This window comes from Sagittula marina (assembly GCF_014196795.1).
GTDB classification, from domain to species: Bacteria; Pseudomonadota; Alphaproteobacteria; order Rhodobacterales; family Rhodobacteraceae; genus Sagittula; species Sagittula marina.
Genome location: NZ_JACIEJ010000007.1, coordinates 295,425 through 313,365, shown reverse-complemented (window position 1 = coordinate 313,365; position 17,941 = coordinate 295,425). Strand labels below are relative to the sequence as shown.

Annotated in this window: 14 protein-coding genes; 5 read left to right on the top strand and 9 right to left on the bottom strand. The window is 61.1% G+C overall.

What is annotated here, in order from left to right; translation table 11 throughout:
- Together glmS and GGQ68_RS15390 are read left to right on the top strand one after the other, a co-directional pair.
- The coding region (gene glmS, locus GGQ68_RS15395) for a glutamine--fructose-6-phosphate transaminase (isomerizing) (protein WP_183967514.1) at positions 1 to 1,677 on the top strand (1,677 nt) is incomplete at its 5' end.
- Positions 1,678 to 1,834: 157 nt separating this feature from the next.
- Entirely contained in the window at positions 1,835 to 2,554 is a 720-nt protein-coding gene (locus GGQ68_RS15390; RefSeq protein ID WP_425502982.1) for a DNA alkylation repair protein, read from the top strand.
- A 36-nt stretch (positions 2,555 to 2,590) separates the two neighbouring features.
- On the opposite strand, the gene GGQ68_RS15385 is transcribed toward GGQ68_RS15390, so the two are convergent.
- Positions 2,591 to 3,124, bottom strand: coding sequence for a hypothetical protein (locus GGQ68_RS15385; RefSeq protein ID WP_246429383.1), 534 nt, complete (start codon positions 3,122 to 3,124; stop codon positions 2,591 to 2,593).
- A 74-nt stretch (positions 3,125 to 3,198) separates the two neighbouring features.
- Between GGQ68_RS15385 and moaA the strand changes: the two genes are divergently transcribed.
- Positions 3,199 to 4,206 carry a GTP 3',8-cyclase MoaA gene (gene moaA, locus GGQ68_RS15380; RefSeq protein ID WP_183967512.1) on the top strand — a complete coding sequence of 336 codons (1,008 nt, stop codon included), beginning with the start codon at positions 3,199 to 3,201 and terminating at the stop codon, positions 4,204 to 4,206.
- A gap of 90 nt (positions 4,207 to 4,296) precedes the next feature.
- Here moaA and GGQ68_RS15375 read toward each other — a convergent pair whose 3' ends face one another.
- Positions 4,297 to 5,172, bottom strand: coding sequence for an NAD(P)-dependent oxidoreductase (locus tag GGQ68_RS15375; protein ID WP_183967510.1), 876 nt, complete (start codon positions 5,170 to 5,172; stop codon positions 4,297 to 4,299).
- 102 nt (positions 5,173 to 5,274) lie between these two features.
- Here GGQ68_RS15375 and GGQ68_RS15370 point away from each other — a divergent pair, with 102 nt between their 5' ends.
- Positions 5,275 to 7,749 (top strand): penicillin acylase family protein, encoded by a 2,475-nt coding sequence (locus tag GGQ68_RS15370; protein ID WP_183967508.1) that lies wholly within the window; start codon positions 5,275 to 5,277, stop codon positions 7,747 to 7,749.
- Entirely contained in the window at positions 7,746 to 8,606 is an 861-nt protein-coding gene (locus GGQ68_RS15365; protein ID WP_183967506.1) for a phosphotransferase, read from the top strand. Before GGQ68_RS15370 ends, GGQ68_RS15365 begins: the two co-directional genes overlap by 4 nt.
- Before the next feature lie 231 nt (positions 8,607 to 8,837).
- On the opposite strand, the gene hflX is transcribed toward GGQ68_RS15365, so the two are convergent.
- From hflX to GGQ68_RS15330, 7 genes are all read right to left on the bottom strand, one after another.
- Complete coding sequence (gene hflX / locus GGQ68_RS15360) at positions 8,838 to 10,091, bottom strand: GTPase HflX (RefSeq protein ID WP_183967504.1); 1,254 nt, start codon at positions 10,089 to 10,091, stop codon at positions 8,838 to 8,840.
- Positions 10,092 to 10,108: 17 nt separating this feature from the next.
- Entirely contained in the window at positions 10,109 to 10,345 is a 237-nt protein-coding gene (gene hfq / locus GGQ68_RS15355; RefSeq protein WP_005860899.1) for an RNA chaperone Hfq, read from the bottom strand.
- Positions 10,346 to 10,471: 126 nt separating this feature from the next.
- Positions 10,472 to 11,989: a TrkH family potassium uptake protein gene (locus GGQ68_RS15350; protein ID WP_343055953.1), complete on the bottom strand. Its 1,518-nt coding sequence runs from the start codon at positions 11,987 to 11,989 to the stop codon at positions 10,472 to 10,474.
- Positions 11,990 to 12,028: 39 nt separating this feature from the next.
- The gene (trkA, locus tag GGQ68_RS15345; protein ID WP_183967501.1) at positions 12,029 to 13,405 is read right to left on the bottom strand and encodes a Trk system potassium transporter TrkA; all 1,377 of its coding nucleotides are present in this window, start codon (positions 13,403 to 13,405) and stop codon (positions 12,029 to 12,031) included.
- A 63-nt stretch (positions 13,406 to 13,468) separates the two neighbouring features.
- Positions 13,469 to 14,077 carry a hypothetical protein gene (locus tag GGQ68_RS15340; protein ID WP_183967499.1) on the bottom strand — a complete coding sequence of 203 codons (609 nt, stop codon included), beginning with the start codon at positions 14,075 to 14,077 and terminating at the stop codon, positions 13,469 to 13,471.
- A gap of 27 nt (positions 14,078 to 14,104) precedes the next feature.
- Positions 14,105 to 15,523, bottom strand: a complete 1,419-nt coding sequence (ntrX, locus tag GGQ68_RS15335; RefSeq protein ID WP_183967497.1) for a nitrogen assimilation response regulator NtrX — start codon at positions 15,521 to 15,523, stop codon at positions 14,105 to 14,107.
- Positions 15,520 to 17,757: a sensor histidine kinase NtrY-like gene (locus GGQ68_RS15330; RefSeq protein WP_183967536.1), complete on the bottom strand. Its 2,238-nt coding sequence runs from the start codon at positions 17,755 to 17,757 to the stop codon at positions 15,520 to 15,522. The genes ntrX and GGQ68_RS15330 overlap by 4 nt, the downstream gene beginning before the upstream one ends.
- Between the last annotated feature and the right edge of the window lie 184 nt (positions 17,758 to 17,941).

The window sequence follows — 17,941 nt, the reverse complement described above, 5'->3', positions numbered from 1 at the left end:
GTGGGCAAGCTGGTCAACCTCTCCGATCTGCTGGTGCATGAGCCGCTGGCGGGCAAATCGGGCATCGGCCACACCCGCTGGGCCACCCACGGCGCTCCGAACGAGATCAACGCCCACCCGCACCGCGCCGGACCCGTCGCCGTGGTCCACAACGGCATCGTCGAGAACTACAAGGATCTGCGCGCCAGGCTGGCCGCCGCCGGTCAGACGCCGGAATCCGACACCGACACCGAAACCGTCGCCATGCTGACGCAGCTGCACCTGAACGCGGGCAAATCCCCGGTGGAGGCCGCCAGGGCCACGATCGACGAGCTCGAAGGCGCCTTTGCCCTGGCGTTCCTCTTTGACGGCGAGGAAGACCTGATGGTCGCCGCGCGCAAGGGCAGCCCGCTGGCCATCGGCCATGGGGAGGGCGAGATGTATGTCGGCAGTGACGCCATCGCGCTCGCCCCCATGACCAACCGCATCACCTACCTCGAAGAGGGCGACTTTGCCGTTCTGACCCGCACCTCGCTGGAGGTCCGCGATCTGACCGGCGCGCGGGTGACCCGCGAGATGCGCAAGATCTCCATGGATGCGGCGCGCGTCGACAAGGGCGGGCACAGGCACTTCATGGCCAAGGAAATCGCCGAACAGCCGTCGGTGTTGTCGGACACGCTGAACGCCTACCTGACCGACAGCGGCATCGCCCTGCCCGATCCGGGCATCGATTTTGCCGCGCTCGACCGGCTGACCATCACCGCCTGCGGCACCGCCTACCTGGCGGGCTTCACCGCGAAATACTGGTTCGAGCAGATCGCCCGCCTGCCGGTCGAAGTCGACGTGGCCTCTGAATTCCGCTACCGCGAGCCGCCGATCACGCCGAACACCGCCGCGCTGTTCATCTCCCAGTCCGGGGAAACCGCCGACACGCTCGCCGCGCTGCGCTACTGCAAGGGCAAGGCCAGCGCGCTCTATTCCGTGGTGAACGTGCCGGAATCCTCCATCGCGCGCGAAAGCGACCTGGCCCTGCCGATCCACGCCGGTGTGGAAATCGGCGTCGCCTCGACCAAGGCCTTCACCTGCCAGCTCACCGTGTTGCTGCTGCTGGCGCTGAAGGCGGCGGAGGACCGTGGCCATCTGCCGCCTGCCGCCCGCGACGAGATCCTGACGCACCTGCGCGCGCTGCCGGGGGTGTTCAATACCGCCCTTGGCCGCGACGAGGTGATCGAGAACGTGGCCCAAGAGCTGGCTGAGGCCCGCGACATCTTGTTCCTGGGGCGTGGCCTGATGTACCCGCTGGCCCATGAAGGCGCGCTGAAGCTCAAGGAAATCAGCTACATCCACGCCGAAGCCTATGCGAGCGGAGAGCTCAAACACGGGCCGATCGCGCTGATCGACCAGCATGTGCCGGTGGTGGTCCTGGCCCCGCGCGACCGGCTGTTCGACAAGACCGTCAGCAACATGCAGGAGGTCATGGCCCGTGGCGGCCGCGTGGTGCTGATCACCGACGCCGCAGGGGCCGAAAGCGCCGGCGCCGAGGCTTGGCGCGTGATCCAGATGCCCGAGGTCTCCGACCTGCTCGCCCCCATCCTCTACGCCCTGCCCGCGCAACTGCTCGCCTACCACACCGCCGTCGCAAAAGGCACAGACGTCGACCAACCCAGAAACCTCGCAAAATCCGTAACCGTGGAATGAGCCGCCTCAGGCGGGCTTCGCCATCCGGGGTCCCTATAATATAAAAAGAGTTGTTCGCTTTCCCGATGCCACGCCATCACCTGAGCGCGGGGGGCTGCGCCCTCGACCCGTTCCTGTCGCATCGCACGCGACACCTGCATTCACTGAAAAGAGGCTCATGACACAAACGTTCCCCCTGCCGGAGGATCTGACCCCGGACACGGCGCTTGCCGCCTTGGAAGCCGCCGGCGATCCCGAGAAATCCGTTGGCATGGCCAGCTATCACAAGGCAACGCGCCGCTACCTTGGGACCGCGATGCCGCAGCTCAATGCGCTGGTCAAGGAATGGCGCGACCGGCTGACGCTGGACCAACGGCTGGCGCTGGCCGCCGGGCTTTGGGACACGGACGTGCACGAGGCGCGCATTGCGGCGGCCAAGCTTCTGGCACAGGCGCGGATGCGGCCCTCGGACGAGCACGCCTGGCAGTTGATCCAAAGCTGGGTGCCGCAATTCGACGGCTGGGCGGTGGCGGACCATGCGGCCTCATCGGGCGGGCGGCGCATCATGGCCGATCTGTCACGGCTCCATACGTTGGAAGACTGGACCACTTCCGACCATCTTTGGTCGAAAAGGGCGGCGCTCGTGATGACCTTGCCCCTTGCGCTTCTCAACCATCCCAATTCCGAGCAACTGGCCGCACGCGAACGCGTTCTGGCCTGGATGGCCGACTATACCACCGACCAGCGGTGGTTCATCCAAAAAGCCGTTGCCTGGTGGTTGCGCGATCTGTCGGGGCACGATGCGGCACGCTGCCGGATGTTCCTGGCCGAGCACGGCAGCAAGATGAAGCCCTTCGCCCATAAGGACGCTGCCCGCAAGTTGCCCGGCACAGCGTAGGGAGGACGGGCGCGCCCTCCCCTGACCGGTCGCGCCTCAGCCGCCGACGAAAACCTGAACCGTCGGCAGGTCCGTGAGGGGCGCGCCGATCAACTGCATCGCAGACAGCGACATGCGGCTGCCAGCCGTGGCCGCGCCGTCAATGGGCCGCAGCTCCATCTTGGCGCTCTCGCCCTTGTAGGCCACGCGGCCCTGCTGCACGCTGGACACCAATGGTGTCTCCAGCCACAGCCCCGGCTTCGACGGATCGCCAAGCGACACAACCGTATCCCCCAAGGCGCGCTCGCCGGACGGATCCGCCGGGGCCGCCTTGGCTGCCTGCTTTTCCTCCTCGGACACCGTATCGAACTGCGCCGCCGTGCGTGCATTGGCCGGCGGCTTGGTCGCCGTCGAACCAGCGGGACGCGCTTCCGGGCGGCGTTGCTCTGCCGAGGCCTCTTGCACCGGCGCTTTCTTCGGTTTGAACATGCCGCTGTCCGAACAGGCCCCCAGCGCAACCGCTGCCATCAGCCCAACCATCATTCCCGTCCGCATCGTATCCCTCATGTACTGGTTCTTGCGGTCCTCCATACACGTATCCGCCTTTCGTACACAATCGCGCGCAACCCCTTGCTCATAATATCGCCGAGCCCTACCTTGCCCTTATGACAGCACCCCTGATTGATCCGTTCCAGCGCCCGATCTCCTACCTTCGGGTTTCCGTCACTGACCGCTGCGATTTTCGCTGCGTCTACTGCATGTCGGAAAACATGACCTTCCTGCCAAAGAAGGAACTCCTCACGCTGGAGGAGCTCGACCGCATGTGTTCCACGTTCGTCCGGCTGGGTGTGGAAAAACTGCGCATCACCGGCGGAGAGCCCTTGGTCCGGCGCGATATCATGACCTTCTTCCAAAGCATGACGCGCCATCTGGACGCCGGCACGCTGAAGGAACTGACACTGACCACAAACGGCTCACAGCTGGCGCGGTTCGCCGACGATCTTTACGCCGCTGGCGTGCGCCGGGTGAATATTTCGCTCGACACGCTGGACGAACAAAAGTTTGCCGATGTGACCCGCTGGGGCCGTCTGCCCCAGGTGCTCAAGGGCATCGACGCCGCACAACGCGCTGGCCTGCGGGTCAAGATCAACGCCGTCGCGCTCAAGGGGTTCAACGACGACGAACTGGTCTCCATCACCGAATGGTGCGCCGAGCGGGACATGGATCTGACCTGGATCGAAGTCATGCCCATGGGCGACATCGGCAACGAAGACCGGCTTGACCAGTATTGGAAGCTCACCGATCTGCGCGCGCAACTGGCGCAAAGCTATACGCTCACGGACCTGCCAGAAAACACCGGCGGCCCGGCCCGCTATGTGCGGCTTGAGGAAACGGGTCAGAGAATCGGCTTCATCACGCCGCTGACGCATAACTTCTGCGAAAGCTGCAATCGCGTCCGCCTGACCTGCACCGGTGAACTCTTCATGTGTCTTGGCCAGGAGGACAACGCAGACCTGCGCAGCGCGCTGCGAAACCACCCGGAATCAGATGCCGCGCTGGAAGACGCCATTCGCGCCGCCATCCGGCTGAAGCCCCTCGGCCATGATTTCGACTATTCGCGTCAGACGGTCGACGGACGTGTGTCGCGCCACATGAGCCATACCGGCGGATAAACCCAGCCAAACCCGCAGGCTGTCAGGAAACGAGCGCCCCGCGCTCGTTTCTGTCTTTTGACATCCAGAAAGACGATCGCCCCTCGGCGCTTAGTCTGCCAGCTTCCGAAGCCGCGCAAACAGGCTCGACGTATCCCAGCGTCCGCCGCCCATGTTCTGAACATCTTTGTAGAATTGGTCCACGAGGGCCGTCACCGGCAAAGACGCGCCGTTTTCCTCCGCCGTCTGCAAGCAGATCGCCAGATCCTTCCGCATCCAGTCGGTGGCGAAGCCATGCTCGAAATGGCCGTCCAGCATCGTCTCAAAGCGGTTCTGCATCTGCCACGACCCGGCAGCGCCGCCCGCGATCACTTCGACGACCTCGCGACCGTCCAGGCCCGCCTTCTCGGCAAAGTGCAGCCCCTCGGACAGACCCTGCATCAAGCCTGCGATGCAAATCTGATTGACGGATTTGCAAATCTGACCGGCGCCGGTCTCTCCCAACCGCTTGCACAGCTTCGCAAAGGCATCAATCATCGGCGCGGCGCGGTTGTAGGCGTCTTCATCGCCGCCGCACATCACAACCAGTTGACCGTTCTCTGCACCGGCCTGTCCGCCGGACACCGGCGCGTCGACAAAAGAGATCTCCGCATCTTTGGCCACCGCGTACAGCTCGCGCGTGACCGAGGCCGACACCGTCGTGTGATCGACGAAAACGCTGCCCGCGCTCATCCCTGCAAATGCACCGTCATCGCCAAGGCAAACGCCCCGCAGATCGTCATCATTGCCCACACAAGATAGCACGAATTCAGCACCTTGCGCCGCTTCGCGCGGGGTCGCCGCCATGGCGCCGCCGTGCTCGGCGACCCACTTTTCGGCCTTTGCCGCGGTGCGGTTATACACACAGACCTCGTGCCCTGCTTTCACAAGGTGTCCTGCCATGGGATACCCCATCACGCCCAGGCCCAAAAACGCCAGTTTCGCCATATCTTGCCTCCGTCGTGCTTCGGGCCCCGCCTCTTGGCAAGCTGCCCCCCGCAAGTTAAGTCCAGTGCCATCCCAATTACCCCAAATTGGCAGGAGAGGGAAATGGCCCGACTGTTCCGCTGGCTTCTCAGACTGACGACGGCGCTTCTGATCCTGTCCCTGCTGGGATTCGTTCTGGTGCGCCATCTGGCGCTGCGCTCCTTGCCCGAATACGACAAGACCCGCGCCGTTGCGGGAATCACAGCCGACATTGAAATCATACGCGACAACAACGCCGTGCCGCATATCATGGCGCTGTCCGACCGCGATGCGTTCTTCGGGCTTGGCTATGTGCACGCGCAGGACCGCCTCTGGCAAATGATGCTGATGCGCCGCACCGCCCAAGGGCGTTTGTCCGAGATCTTCGGCCAACGCACCGTGCGCACCGACACACTGCTGCGGCGGTTGGACCTTTACCCGCTGGCCGTCTCCTCGGTGCAGCATCAGGACCCGCGCACCCTCGACGCGCTGGAGGCTTATTCCGCCGGGGTCAACGCCCGCATCCAGGAGATCAACACAGATGCTTTGGGGCGCGGCGCGCCGGAATTCTTCCTGTTCGATTCCGCCATGGCGCCGTGGCAGCCCGCCGATTCCATCGCCATCGTCAAACTCATGGCATTGCAGCTGACCGGCCACCTGCGCGAAGAAGTGCTGCGGTTTCGCACCGCGCTGACGCTGGACGACGAGCGCCGTTTGTCCGACATCCTGCCGGATATTCCCGGCGACGGTGTGGCGGCCCTACCCGACGTGGCCTCGCTCTTGCCCGGCGTGGACCTCGACACCATCCCACGATACGCCGCCTCCGAGGCCGAAGACTCCTTTCTGCCGCCCAGCCCGCGCCGTGGCCTGTCTGGCGCATCGAATGCCTGGGCCGCCGCGCCGGGGCGCTCGGCGTCGCGCGGCTCGCTTCTGGCGAACGACCCGCACCTTGGCCTGACCGCGCCCGCGATCTGGTATCTCGCGCGGATGGAACTGCAATCCGGCGGCGTTATCGGCGGCTCGATCCCCGGCATTCCGGCGATCATGGTCGGCCGGTCAGAAAAGCTCGGCTGGGGGCTGACCTCCTCCTACCTCGACGATCAGGACCTGTTCTTTGAGGAGGTGAACCCTGACGACCCCGAACAATATCGCACCCCCACCGGCTGGAAACGCTTCCAGACCCGCAAGTCGATCATCGACATCGACGATGCTCAACCGATCACCATAACCCTGCGCTTCACCGAAAATGGTCCCGTGCTGCCCGGCTCACAGTTCGATATCGACAAGATCACACCGCCCGGCCACGTCGTCTCCCTCGGCTGGACGGCGCTGTCGGGTGAGGACACGTCGATGTCCGCCGCCGTCGGGCTGATGATGGCCAGCGACGTGCCGGAGGCGATCGAGACCTCGCGCAACTTCGTCGCCCCCTCCCAAAATCTCACATTGGTCGATGCGGACACCGTCGCGATGAAGCTCGTCGGCCACATGCCCAAACGCGACCCGAACCATCAAAGTCTTGGCCGCATGCCCGCGCCCGGCTGGGTTGCGCAGAACCGCTGGCAGGGCGTGCTGCCCTATTCCTCGAATCCGGCCTTTATCGCGCCCGAGGGGGGCATCGTCGGCAACACCAACAACAAGGTCATCGACCGGCCGTTTCCCAATCACGTCTCCTTCGACTGGGGCGACAGCCAGCGGGTACAACGCTGGCGCACCCTGATGCAGGGCCGCAAGGTCCACACCCGTGACAGCTTTATCGAAGGACAGCTCGACACGGTCTCCACGGCCGCGCGCACCCTGCTGCCGCTGATCGGTCGCGACCTTTGGTACACGGGTGAATCCGCACCCGAAGGCACGCCCGAACGCCGCCGCCAGCAGGCGCTTGCCCTGCTCGCCGACTGGAACGGCGAGATGAACGAACATATGCCGGAACCGCTGCTCTACTCCGCGTGGCTGCGCTTCCTTCAGCAGCGGCTGATCCGCGACGACCTCGGCCCGCTGGCCGAAGAGTACACTCATATCGAGCCGCTTTTCATCGAGCGAGTGTTTCGCAATGTGGACGGCGCTGCGGGCTGGTGCGACATCATTCGCTCCGCCCGCATCGAAAGTTGCTCCGACATCTCTCGCCTTGCGCTCGACGATGCGCTGGTGTGGATCGACGAGACTTACGGCACACAGCTCGAATCCCTGCGCTGGGGGGACGCCCATGTGGCGATTCACAAGCACACCGTACTGGGCGATACGCCTATTCTGCGCAGCATCGTGAACATCCGCCAGAACACCTCCGGCGGCGATTTCACCCTGCTGCGTGGGCGCACCGCCGGCACCGGGCCAGAGCCGTTCTCCAACGTGCATTCTGCCGCTTATCGCGGGGTCTATGATTTCGCCGATCCCGACAGTTCGGTGTTCATCACCTCAACGGGGCAATCCGGCCACCCATTGTCACGCCACTACGATGACCTTGGCCAGCTTTGGCGGCGTGGCGAGTATATCCCCATGTCGCTCGACATCGACCTCGCTCGTGCTGCTGCCACCGGCATCACCCGACTTGTCAAACCGTGATAGACGTCGCAGCGGCCAACGCTCTGCTGCGGGAGGCTCTTTCCGTACAGGGCGTTACGTCGGACCCGCGCCCACTTGATCCGGATCGGCCTCCGGCGCAGGCGCAACTCTTCAGTGACGGCAGAACCCTTTACAAGGTCTACGCCCCGGACGCGCTGACCCGCGCCACAGCACAGGCGAAGGCACAAGCCAACGTCGCGCAAAGCGGCCTTGCTCCGCCAATCCTGTTTCAACAAAACACAATCCTCGCCATGCCCCACCTTGGCGGCCCAGATCTGGCGACCCTCTGGCAGAAGGCAGATGCGAGCGTCGCGGTTGAGGCAGGCACATGGCTGCGCGCCTATCATGCCCTGACGCTTCGCCGGTTTCCGTTCCGCCCGGCGGGGCATGTTAAATGGTTGGCCCGCCTGCTCGACCAGGCCGACAGCGGCGAAAGGCACATTCCCGACCAAGCCGCCTTTCGTCAGGCCGCAAACCGTACACGGGAATACGCAGAGGCGGCGCGAAAACAAAAGGCCACCCGCGCCGTCACGCACCGGGATATGACCCTGTCGAACCTCGTCCGCGATGAGACACGTGTTCTAGGGATAGATTTCGAAAACATGCGCGAAGACGAACCCCTCCGTGACCTCTTCACGCTGGCATTGGACATCGCCACCATCGGAAATGTGTCGTCATTGGCATCTCTGCGGGCAGCCTACGCCGACCGCCACACCGCGCCACCTGTGCGGCTCTTCCTGCAACGCTGTTTCTGTCATTGGGTTTGGGCAAACACGCCCACCGCCCCGTCGCGGCGGCAAACCCGCAGGCTGGATTTTGCTCGCGGGCTTCTGGACAGCGATGTCCTGATCCTCTGACGCTTGGACTGACCAGCATTAACCACTTTTTGCGTCGGTTGGATGCAAGTGTGAACAACCGACCGGTTAAGCGCCGGAACCGGTCGGTTCAGACCTTACAGATCGTTAAGACCAATGAAGAAAATCTTCCGCGTGGTGTCGCGCGGCTTGGCTTTCCCCAACATTTGGTAGGCAAAATAGAAGCGCGCGGTGGATTAACACCACCGCGCGCTGCCTTCATTCTGCCAAAGGTTAAAGCGATTCGAAGCGCGCCCGATCCCTCGCAGACCAGTTGACGGACAGAAGATAGCCGTCCTCATCCTGCGTTTCGGTTTCGACCAGCCCCTTCTCGAACAGCCAGGCGCGTTGACGCCCCATGCTAAAGCTCAAACGCAGGTCGTCCTGCCGCCGTTCTTCGCCAAGCGCATACGTGACGGCCTCCAAAAAGGCGTCCAACCCAGCCCCCGTGATGGCGGAAGTGGCAAAAACCGTGTCATCACGGGCGGCGCGCGTCGCCAAAACTTCCTGAGCTTCGTCATCTAACTTGTCGATTTTGTTCCACAATTCCAGTTGCGGCGTTTCCTCATTGACGCCGAGGCCGTCAAGGATCGTCCGAACGTCCCTCGCTTGCGCTTCTGTCTCCGGATGCGAGATATCTCGGACGTGCACGATCACATCGGCGGCCAGAACCTCCTCCAACGTCGCACGGAAGGCGGCCACCAGTTCGGTCGGCAAATCACTGATGAAGCCCACGGTATCAGACAGGATCACATCCGCACCGGTGGGAAGCTGAACGGCCCGCATGGTCGGGTCCAGCGTGGCGAAAAGCATGTCTTTCGCCATCACCTCCGCCCCGGTCAAACGATTGAAAAGCGTGGATTTTCCCGCGTTCGTATAGCCCACCAAAGCAACGATGGGATACGGCACCTTGGCCCGCGCCTTGCGGTGCAACTCACGTGTCTTAACCACTTTGTCGAGCTGGCGACGCAGGCGCACAAGCTGCTCATCAATCGCGCGACGGTCCGCCTCGATTTGTGTCTCACCGGGGCCACCGACGAAGCCAAGCCCGCCTCGCTGCCGCTCCAGGTGGGTCCAGGCCCGCACCAGACGCGTGCGCTGATAGCTCAGATGCGCCATCTCGACCTGAAGCACGCCTTCACGCGTCGCAGCCCGATCCGAAAAGATCTCCAGGATCAAGCCGGTCCGGTCGAGCAGCTTGACCTTCCATTCCTTTTCAAGGTTTCGCTGCTGCACAGGCGTGACAGGGCCATCGACAAGAACCAGCTCGATCTCATTATCCTCTAGCAAGGTTTTGAGTTCGCTGATCTTTCCGGTACCAAACAGATGCCCGGGATGCGGGTCGCGCAATGGAACAACAGTGGCCCCCACGACCTCCAGATCGGGGAGCGCCAAAGCAAGAGAAACGGCTTCTTCCAAGGCCAAATCGGCGGCGCGACGTGTCCCAGGAGCCTTGATATCGGGATGCAGGACCCAGGCGCGGGTCACTGGTGTGTCATTTTCGTTCAGTTGTCTTCACCGTCATAAAGGTTGATCGGCTGGCCCGGCATAATGGTCGAAATCGCATGCTTGTACACAAGTTGTGATTGACCATCGCGGCGCAACAGCACGCAAAAATTGTCAAACCAAGTGATAACACCTTGGAGTTTAACGCCGTTGATGAGGAAGACGGTGACCGGCACCTTTGTCTTGCGCACATGGTTCAGGAACGCATCCTGGAGATTCTGTCTGTCGGAAGCCATTGGTTTGCCTTTGTTCTTGCCTTTAGCCCGTCCCTCTGGGCCGCCCACGCGTCGGCGAGTATGTCCAACACGTGCCGGAGATACCAGACGAAAAATTAACCCTATATGGCACCTGTTGCCATAGGGTCAACTCCGCCAGCTGTCCGGGCTGAGCATGACAATAACCGCCAGCAATTCCAAGCGCCCCAGCACCATTGCCCCACACAGCAGAACCTTTGCGTGCCAAGCATGTGCGCTGATGTCCAGTGCAATCTGCGGCGCGACATCGATCAGTGGTCCAGTGTTGGCCAGCGTGGCAATTGTCACAACAATCGCGTGCTCGAAGGAAAACCCGTAAATACCTAGGATCATTGTCATAATTGCCAGCGTGACAGCGAAGAGCATAAAGAACACCCACGCGATAAACGCGCCCTCGCGCCGCAATCTTCGCCCCAAAAGGCCGGCACCGCCGATGGATGACGGATGCACCAATCGCTCTATCTCGCGTTTGCCATTGAGATAAAGCGCGTACACACGCAACAGCTTTACCCCGCCTGCAGTGGTCGCAACTCCGCCACCCACCAATGCCAGGCCCATCAGGATGATGCCTGGTGTAGGCAATCCGGACCAGTCTTGCGCAGTGTCCCAATCGGCGCTGACAAACCCGTTGGTTGTCAGAAAGCTCGCCGCTGTAAAGAGCCCGCCCCACAGCGCGCGCAAACCGGCAAGCCAATTCTGCTCGTCGCCCACATCGAATGCCGCTGCCCAATGCCGCAAAAATAGCGCGATAGGCACGACAACTACGATGATAAGGCCCAGCCGAAATTCGGGGTCATACCAGAGGCCGCGCTCTTGCCGCGTGTCATTGGAAAAGGTCTGCCGGGACAGGGCAAAGCCCAAGAAAAGAAAGAGGATAACTTCGCCCCAAATGCCGCTGGGCGCAGTCTCAACACCCCCGAGAGGCGAAATGCCGGATGTGGAGAGCACTGCCATCGCGTGTGTCAGCGCGATCAGAGGTGGGTCGCCCGCCACCAGCAACATGACCGACAGGGCCAGCGTCAGGCCAAAATACAGGGGAACCAAAGCTTCGACACTGCGCCAAAGCCGAAACTGAGGGTCGCTCACACCGCTGCGCACCACTCCGGTCAAAATCGATTGACCTGGCTCACCACGCGCTGTCACCTCGAACCCGCCAAGCGCCAGAGGCGCCATGATTGCGGATGCCGCGACCCACATCAAAAGCCCCCCCATCCAGCCAACTTGCGCGCGCCAAAGATGTTCAGGCCCTGACAATCGAACCGGATCGAAGAGGCTGGCACCGGTGGTGGTAAACGCCGAGACCATCTCAAAATAAGCACTGGCAAACGTTGTGGTGCGTACCGCCTCCTGGAAGGGTATCGCCATGAAAAGGGGCAGGAATACGAATGCTGCGGCGAGTGCCAGAAGCTGTCGCAAAGGGCTGCGGTTGTGGCTTCGGTTGGACAGGGCAATGCCGACCAGCACCGTTAAAACGCTGCCAATGATTGCACCGTACAGGAATGTACGCGCGTCGTGATGTTCTTCAATCGCTAGGGCAAACCCTGCCGGCAGCAGCATCGACAAAGAGGCCAGTCCCATCAGGGACAAGAACAATGGAAGACGGGACAGCGTCTTCACCGCGGGCACACAATATCAGTAGCACACATGGGGTAACCCCTTCTGTGGTCAGAAGAAATCAATCGACACCTGCAGTAGACGCTCAACTTCGGGAACGTCACCGGACAGGCAGAACAAAACGATTTGGTCACCCTCATCAATGCGCAGGCTGCCTTTGGGCCTGACCACTTCATCGCCTTTGCGGACCGCGCCAACAAGCACACCTTCCGGAAAATCAATGTCCCGTATTAGTGCGCCGCTGATTGGCGAGGTCGAGAGCACTTCTGCTTGGATGACTTCAGCTTCAGCATCCCCGATGGAGTAGACCATACTGACCTTGCCGTGCCGTATATGCCGCAAGATCGAGGAAACGGTGGTGGAGCGGGGGTTGATATAGGCGTCGATACCGAGCGGTTCCATCAGCGGCACCAGAGTCGGATCGTTGATGAGCGCGATCACCATCCGGCAGCCAGCAGCCTTGGCGCGCACGGCCGTCAACATGTTTACCTTGTCATCGTCTGTGACACACAGCGCAGCGTCGGCGCGTTCGATGCCTGCTTCGCTTAACAGCGACTGGTCCAAACCGTCGCCATGCAAAACGATGGTGCGCTCCAGGGCCTCTGCGGCCTGTTCCGCGCGCTTTCGGCTGCGTTCAATGACTTTGGCCCGGACCCGTTGCGTCCGTTTTTCCAGCTGACGCGCCACGGAAAGGCCGACATTACCGCCTCCGACGATAACGACACGCTCCAGTTTACGTACCTGTTTGCCAAAAATTTCCAGCGTTCGCTGCACGTCCTCCGCATGGACCATGATGTAACAGCTGTCGCCCGGGAATAATTGATCGGCGCTTTCCGGTGCAAACAAGGTCCCCTCTCGACGGACGCCAACGACCACGGCGCGAAGTGTCGAAAACAGGTCGGACAGCTGGCGAAGTGGCGTGTTGACGATGGGGCAATCGTCTTCGATCGCCAAGCCCATAAGCTGGGCCTTTCCATCGAGAAATTTCTCGGTGTCAAAGGCCACAGGCGCATATAGGCGCTGCAAGGCGGCGTCAGCCACCTCCCGCTCTGGGGAAATCACGACGTCGATAGGGAGGTGATCACGGCGATAAAGGTCTGAATAAATCGCGGTCAGGTAACTTTGTGCACGCAATCGGGCAATCTTGCGCGGAACAGCAAACACCGAATGCGCCACCTGGCAGGTGACCATATTCACCTCGTCCGAGAAGGTCGCGGCGATGATCATGTCCGCATCTTTTGCGCCGGCCCGATCCAAAACATCCGGATAGGAGGCAAAGCCGCTAATGCCCTGAACATCCAGTGTATCGGTCGCGCGCCGCACAAGATCGGGATTATTGTCGACGACTGTCACGTCGTTGCGCTCACCGGACAAATGACGAGCGATTTGCCATCCGACCTGACCCGCGCCACAAATAATGACCTTCATGGCCGCCTCCAGTTCTTTGGCTTGGCATTGCACGGGCACCGTGCGCCGTCAATATCGACCAGGTTACCCACCTTCAGCCACGCGCGCCTGCCATTCCCGCTTCCAGGCAAAGACATCTTCGCGCGCATCCCAATGATAGCGCGGGTCTTCTAGAACAGGCCCCCACCAAAGGCGCCCCAACCCTTGCCGCCATGGGTCGAGTACGATCCCCTGCTCCATCGCCGCGCCCTTGGCAGAGACGATCAGAACAGAGTGCTCCAGTTTAATGTTACGAGAGTTCGCGATTGCGCGATGCAAATCAATGGTTTGGAGATTAAGTCCCCACATGGCGACCTGAAGATCATCAGCCCAGTCCTTACACAAACCGCGTGGCCGCAGGCCGTGATTGACCTTCATATTGTGGAGGAGCGGCGGATCTTCGACGTTCCATTCCTGGGCCCACTCGAGAGGCTCCATCACGGCGACTTCAGCGACACGCTGCGCCTCGTCCGGATCAACACCGGGACCAAGCGCCAGCAAATCCGCTTTCAAAGCCATAACCTTGGCCGCTTCCGGCGTTTGTTGCTCGGAAAACGCCAAATTCGGCATACTGGCGTCCGTCTTTGGCATTGTGCAGCCGGTGGCAAGCCCCGTCAGGGCGCAAAGCGCTACGGCCCGTATCATCTGTTTCATATGATCTTTCCTGCCGGTTTTCGTGCTCTAACCGACTTCTTGAACGTGGTCGTCGTTGACGTGGGCGACCCTTGCGCCGGTTTTGGCAGAGGTGACAACCCCCAGCGATTTCAGTTTGCGGTGCAAAGCAGAACGCTCCATGCCAACAAATGACGCCGTCCGCGAGATGTTTCCGCCAAACCGATTGATCTGAGTCAGCAGATACTCCCGCTCAAACGCTTCGCGCGCTTCTCGCAACGGCAGTGTTGCCAGCGTTCCCGACAGCACCACACGCCCTTCTCCGGCCTCTTCGACACCGGCCTCTTGCGGCAGTTCGCGCGCCTCGATCGGGCCATTCCCATCCCCGAGGATCAGCACACGCTCCACCAGGTTTTTCAACTGCCGAACGTTGCCCGGCCATGTCATCGTCTGCATCAATGCGACAGCGTCGTCGGTCAGGTCACGCATTGGCAGCCCTTGGGAGGCATTGCATCCTTCGATAAAGTGACGCGCCAGAACCGGAATATCCTCGCGCCGTTCGGCAAGCGAGGGGACCGCGATCGGCACCACATTCAGACGGTGGTACAGTTCCTCCCGAAAACGACCAGCTGCGATTTCTTCTTGCAGATCGCGGTTGGTCGAGGAAATCACGCGTAGATCCACACGCACCTTGTCGTTTCCGCCAACCCTTTGAAATTGCTGATCGACCAATACGCGCAGGATTTTTGATTGAGTGCCGAGTGGCATGTCCGCGACTTCGTCAAAATAGACCACGCCGCCATGCGCCTGCTCCAACAGGCCCGGCTCGATGCCGCGCGTTGCAGATTCCTTGCCGAAGAGCATGGCCTCCATCATCTCCGGTTCGACACCTGCGCAATTCACGGTGACAAATGGCGCCGTGGCGCGCGCTGAATTAGAGTGGATGTAGCGGGCCGCCACATCTTTGCCCGCACCGGCAGGACCCGTGAGCATCACGCGGCCGTTGGACTTCGTCACCTTTTCAAGATGGCTGAGCAGTCCACGGAAAGACGGGCTTTCACCGATCATTTCTGCCTGTTTGACTTCACCACGCTTAAGCTGCTGGTTTTCGCGCCGCAGGGTCGAGACCTCCATCGCGCGACGGATCACCACCAGCAACTGGTCAATATTAAAGGGTTTTTCGATGAAATCATACGCCCCTTGCTTGATCGCTGCGACCGCGATCTCGATATTGCCATGGCCGGAAATGATGACTACCGGGATATCAGGATTGTCGCGCTTGACGGTTTTGAGAATATCGATCCCGTCCATCTTGCTGTCCTTCAGCCAGATGTCGAGGATAAGCAGCGAAGGCGGTTCCGCGTTGATCAAGGCCATGGCATCGTTGGAGTTTCCAGCAAGCCGTGTCTTGTACCCCTCGTCCTCGAGGATATCTCCGATCAATTCACGGATATCGCGTTCGTCGTCGACAATCAAAATATCGCTCATGCCGTTTTCTCCATGGTTTCGTTCTCAAAGTCGGTGTCTGGCTGCCCGGCAGCCGGTGTCAGAGGCAGCCGGATGGTTGCCATCGCGCCACGGTGCCCCCCCTCGTCAAAGGGGGGCGCGTCGTCCAAACTCAGCGTACCGCCGTGTTCTTCTATGATTTTCTTGACGATAGGCAGACCAAGGCCGGTACCTTCGCTCCGTGTCGTGACGTAAGGTTCAAACAAGGCGGCGCGATCCTCTGGCAGACCAATGCCGTTATCCATGATGCGGATTACCGCGTCACTGCCATCAACCTCGGCCGCGATACGGATCTGCGCCTCATAATCATCCGGCGCACCGTCCGAAATCAGACTTTGCGTGGCCTCGCCTGCGTTTTTGATCAAGTTGGTGAAAGCCTGTCCAATCATGCCGGCGTCCAACTCAGATCGCATCTTACCCTTTGGAATATCGCTGTGAAAGCGCACGTCTGGCTGTCCGCTGTCTTGCAGTAGAACCGCGCCGCGCAGCAGATCACCGATGTCTTCGGGACGCCGTTCGGGTTCCGGCATCCGCGCAAATTTGGAAAACTCATCCACGATTCGACGCAACCCATCCGTCTGTCGGATGATCACGCCAGTCATGTCTTCAAGTTTTTCTGCGTCCTCTTCGTCGAGTTGTCTTCCGAACTTGCGCCTGATGCGTTCAGCCGACAGTTGGATCGGGGTCAGCGGGTTCTTGATCTCGTGTGCGATCCGACGGGCCACATCGCCCCAAGCCGCCATGCGCTGCGCACTGACAAGGTCGGTCACATCGTCAAAGGCCATGACATAACCTTCGAGGCTTTCGTCTCTGCGCCGGCGCGTGGACACCCGGACCAACAGGTTTTCCAGACGCCCCTCGCGCACGACTTTGATCTCCTGCTGAATCATCTCGCGGTTCTCGCTGCGTAGCTTTTCAAAAAGCTCGCCGAATTCCGGCACAGCCACCATGATCGGATCAGACCGGTGGTTATCGTGCCATCCCAACAACCGCTCGGCCGAACGGTTGACGAAAGTCACCTTTCCCATCGGGTCCAGCCCCACAACGCCCGATGTCACGCTGGTCAGGACCGAGTCGAACAGGCGTTGGCGGCGCTCAATCTGGCGGGTGTTTTCCAAAAGCGTTTCGCGCTGCGCCTTCAGCTGATGGGTCATCTGGTTGAAGTACCGGCCCAGCATGGAGATCTCGTCGTCGGTCTCTTCTTCGAGCACCTGCACATCCAGATTGCCACGCCCGACCTCCTGCGCGGCACCGGCCAGACGCCCTACCGGTCGGGCTAGACGCTCTGCAAACCACAGACCGGCCAAGGTGGCGGCGAGTATCAAAAGTACGGCAAAGCCTAGATAAAGAAGGGCAAAGTCGAAGAGGCGGCGGCCTCGTTCGGTTTCCTGTTGCTGGTAAAAGCGCGCAGTCTCCTGCGTCTCGTCGAGCAGTTTCAGGATTTTTCCATCGACATCACGACTGACATAAAGGTAGCGATCGACGAACGCCTCCAGCGGGACCAGAGCGCGAAGTTCGTTAATGTCGTAATCTGTGACAAATGCGATGCCGTCGGCCTCGGCACGGGCGAAATCTTCCGGCCTTGGCTGTTCGTAGTCAAACAGGTAAGACCGCTCGCCGCGGGCCCGGATGTCCCCTGCCCCGTTGATTACGAAGGCCTCGCGCAATCCACGCTGGATCTGCCCCTGCCCCTGCCCCAGCAACCTCCTCAGCGCGCCATCGTCCACGATGACGGTCGCGCGGCGGTTCATATCAAGATACTGCGACAAGGCCTGAGCATCCTGCGCCAGCCCGTCGCGGGTTTGGTCTTCGTAGGCTTCAGCGGCGGCGCGTGACGCGCTGACCACGTTTTGCACACGTGTGGAGAACCACGTTTCCAGACCGATGTTGATTGTGAGTACGGCAAATACCGCAACCGTGATCGTTGGCAGAAGGGCCATCAGAACAAACGCTGCGGTCAAACGCAGGTGTAGGCGCGAGCCGGCCGACTGATTTCGCCGCGCAGACACCATGCGCGCCACGCGCGTCAGAACCAGTGCCGCCAGCAACAGCACGTAAACAAGATCCGCCAACAGCACCAGCCGAAGGCTAAGCGCCGAAGTGCCCCGGTCCAACGGCCCCAAAACCATGAAGGTCGCCAACGCCAAAACAGGCCCAAGCGCGACCAACAAAAAGGTCATGAGGTTGTTAAACCACCGTCTCCGGCGCATCCGCATGAGCCAAGCCCATGTCGGAGACCGGAACGCAATACGTGCCCGCGTGGCCACAGCCCACCCTCATCAATGTCGCGACGGATGCCTGTTTTCAGGTCATCTGCGCGAAAACCGCCATTTATCGTGCACCTTCTCACCGCGCCGCCCGCGAAGATTTTCACGAAGCATTGCGGCGGGGTCACACTTA

Coding starts and splice junctions, on each gene's coding strand:
- moaA (WP_183967512.1), top strand. CDS start 3,199: ATGACAGCACCCCTGATTGATCCGTTCCAGCGCCCGATCTCCTACCTT.
- GGQ68_RS15370 (WP_183967508.1), top strand. CDS start 5,275: ATGGCCCGACTGTTCCGCTGGCTTCTCAGACTGACGACGGCGCTTCTG.
- GGQ68_RS15340 (WP_183967499.1), bottom strand. CDS start 14,077: ATGAAACAGATGATACGGGCCGTAGCGCTTTGCGCCCTGACGGGGCTT.
- GGQ68_RS15330 (WP_183967536.1), bottom strand. CDS start 17,757: ATGCGGATGCGCCGGAGACGGTGGTTTAACAACCTCATGACCTTTTTG.
- ntrX (WP_183967497.1), bottom strand. CDS start 15,523: ATGAGCGATATTTTGATTGTCGACGACGAACGCGATATCCGTGAATTG.
- GGQ68_RS15385 (WP_246429383.1), bottom strand. CDS start 3,124: ATGGAGGACCGCAAGAACCAGTACATGAGGGATACGATGCGGACGGGA.
- hfq (WP_005860899.1), bottom strand. CDS start 10,345: ATGGCTTCCGACAGACAGAATCTCCAGGATGCGTTCCTGAACCATGTG.
- GGQ68_RS15375 (WP_183967510.1), bottom strand. CDS start 5,172: ATGGCGAAACTGGCGTTTTTGGGCCTGGGCGTGATGGGGTATCCCATG.
- GGQ68_RS15390 (WP_425502982.1), top strand. CDS start 1,835: ATGACACAAACGTTCCCCCTGCCGGAGGATCTGACCCCGGACACGGCG.
- trkA (WP_183967501.1), bottom strand. CDS start 13,405: ATGAAGGTCATTATTTGTGGCGCGGGTCAGGTCGGATGGCAAATCGCT.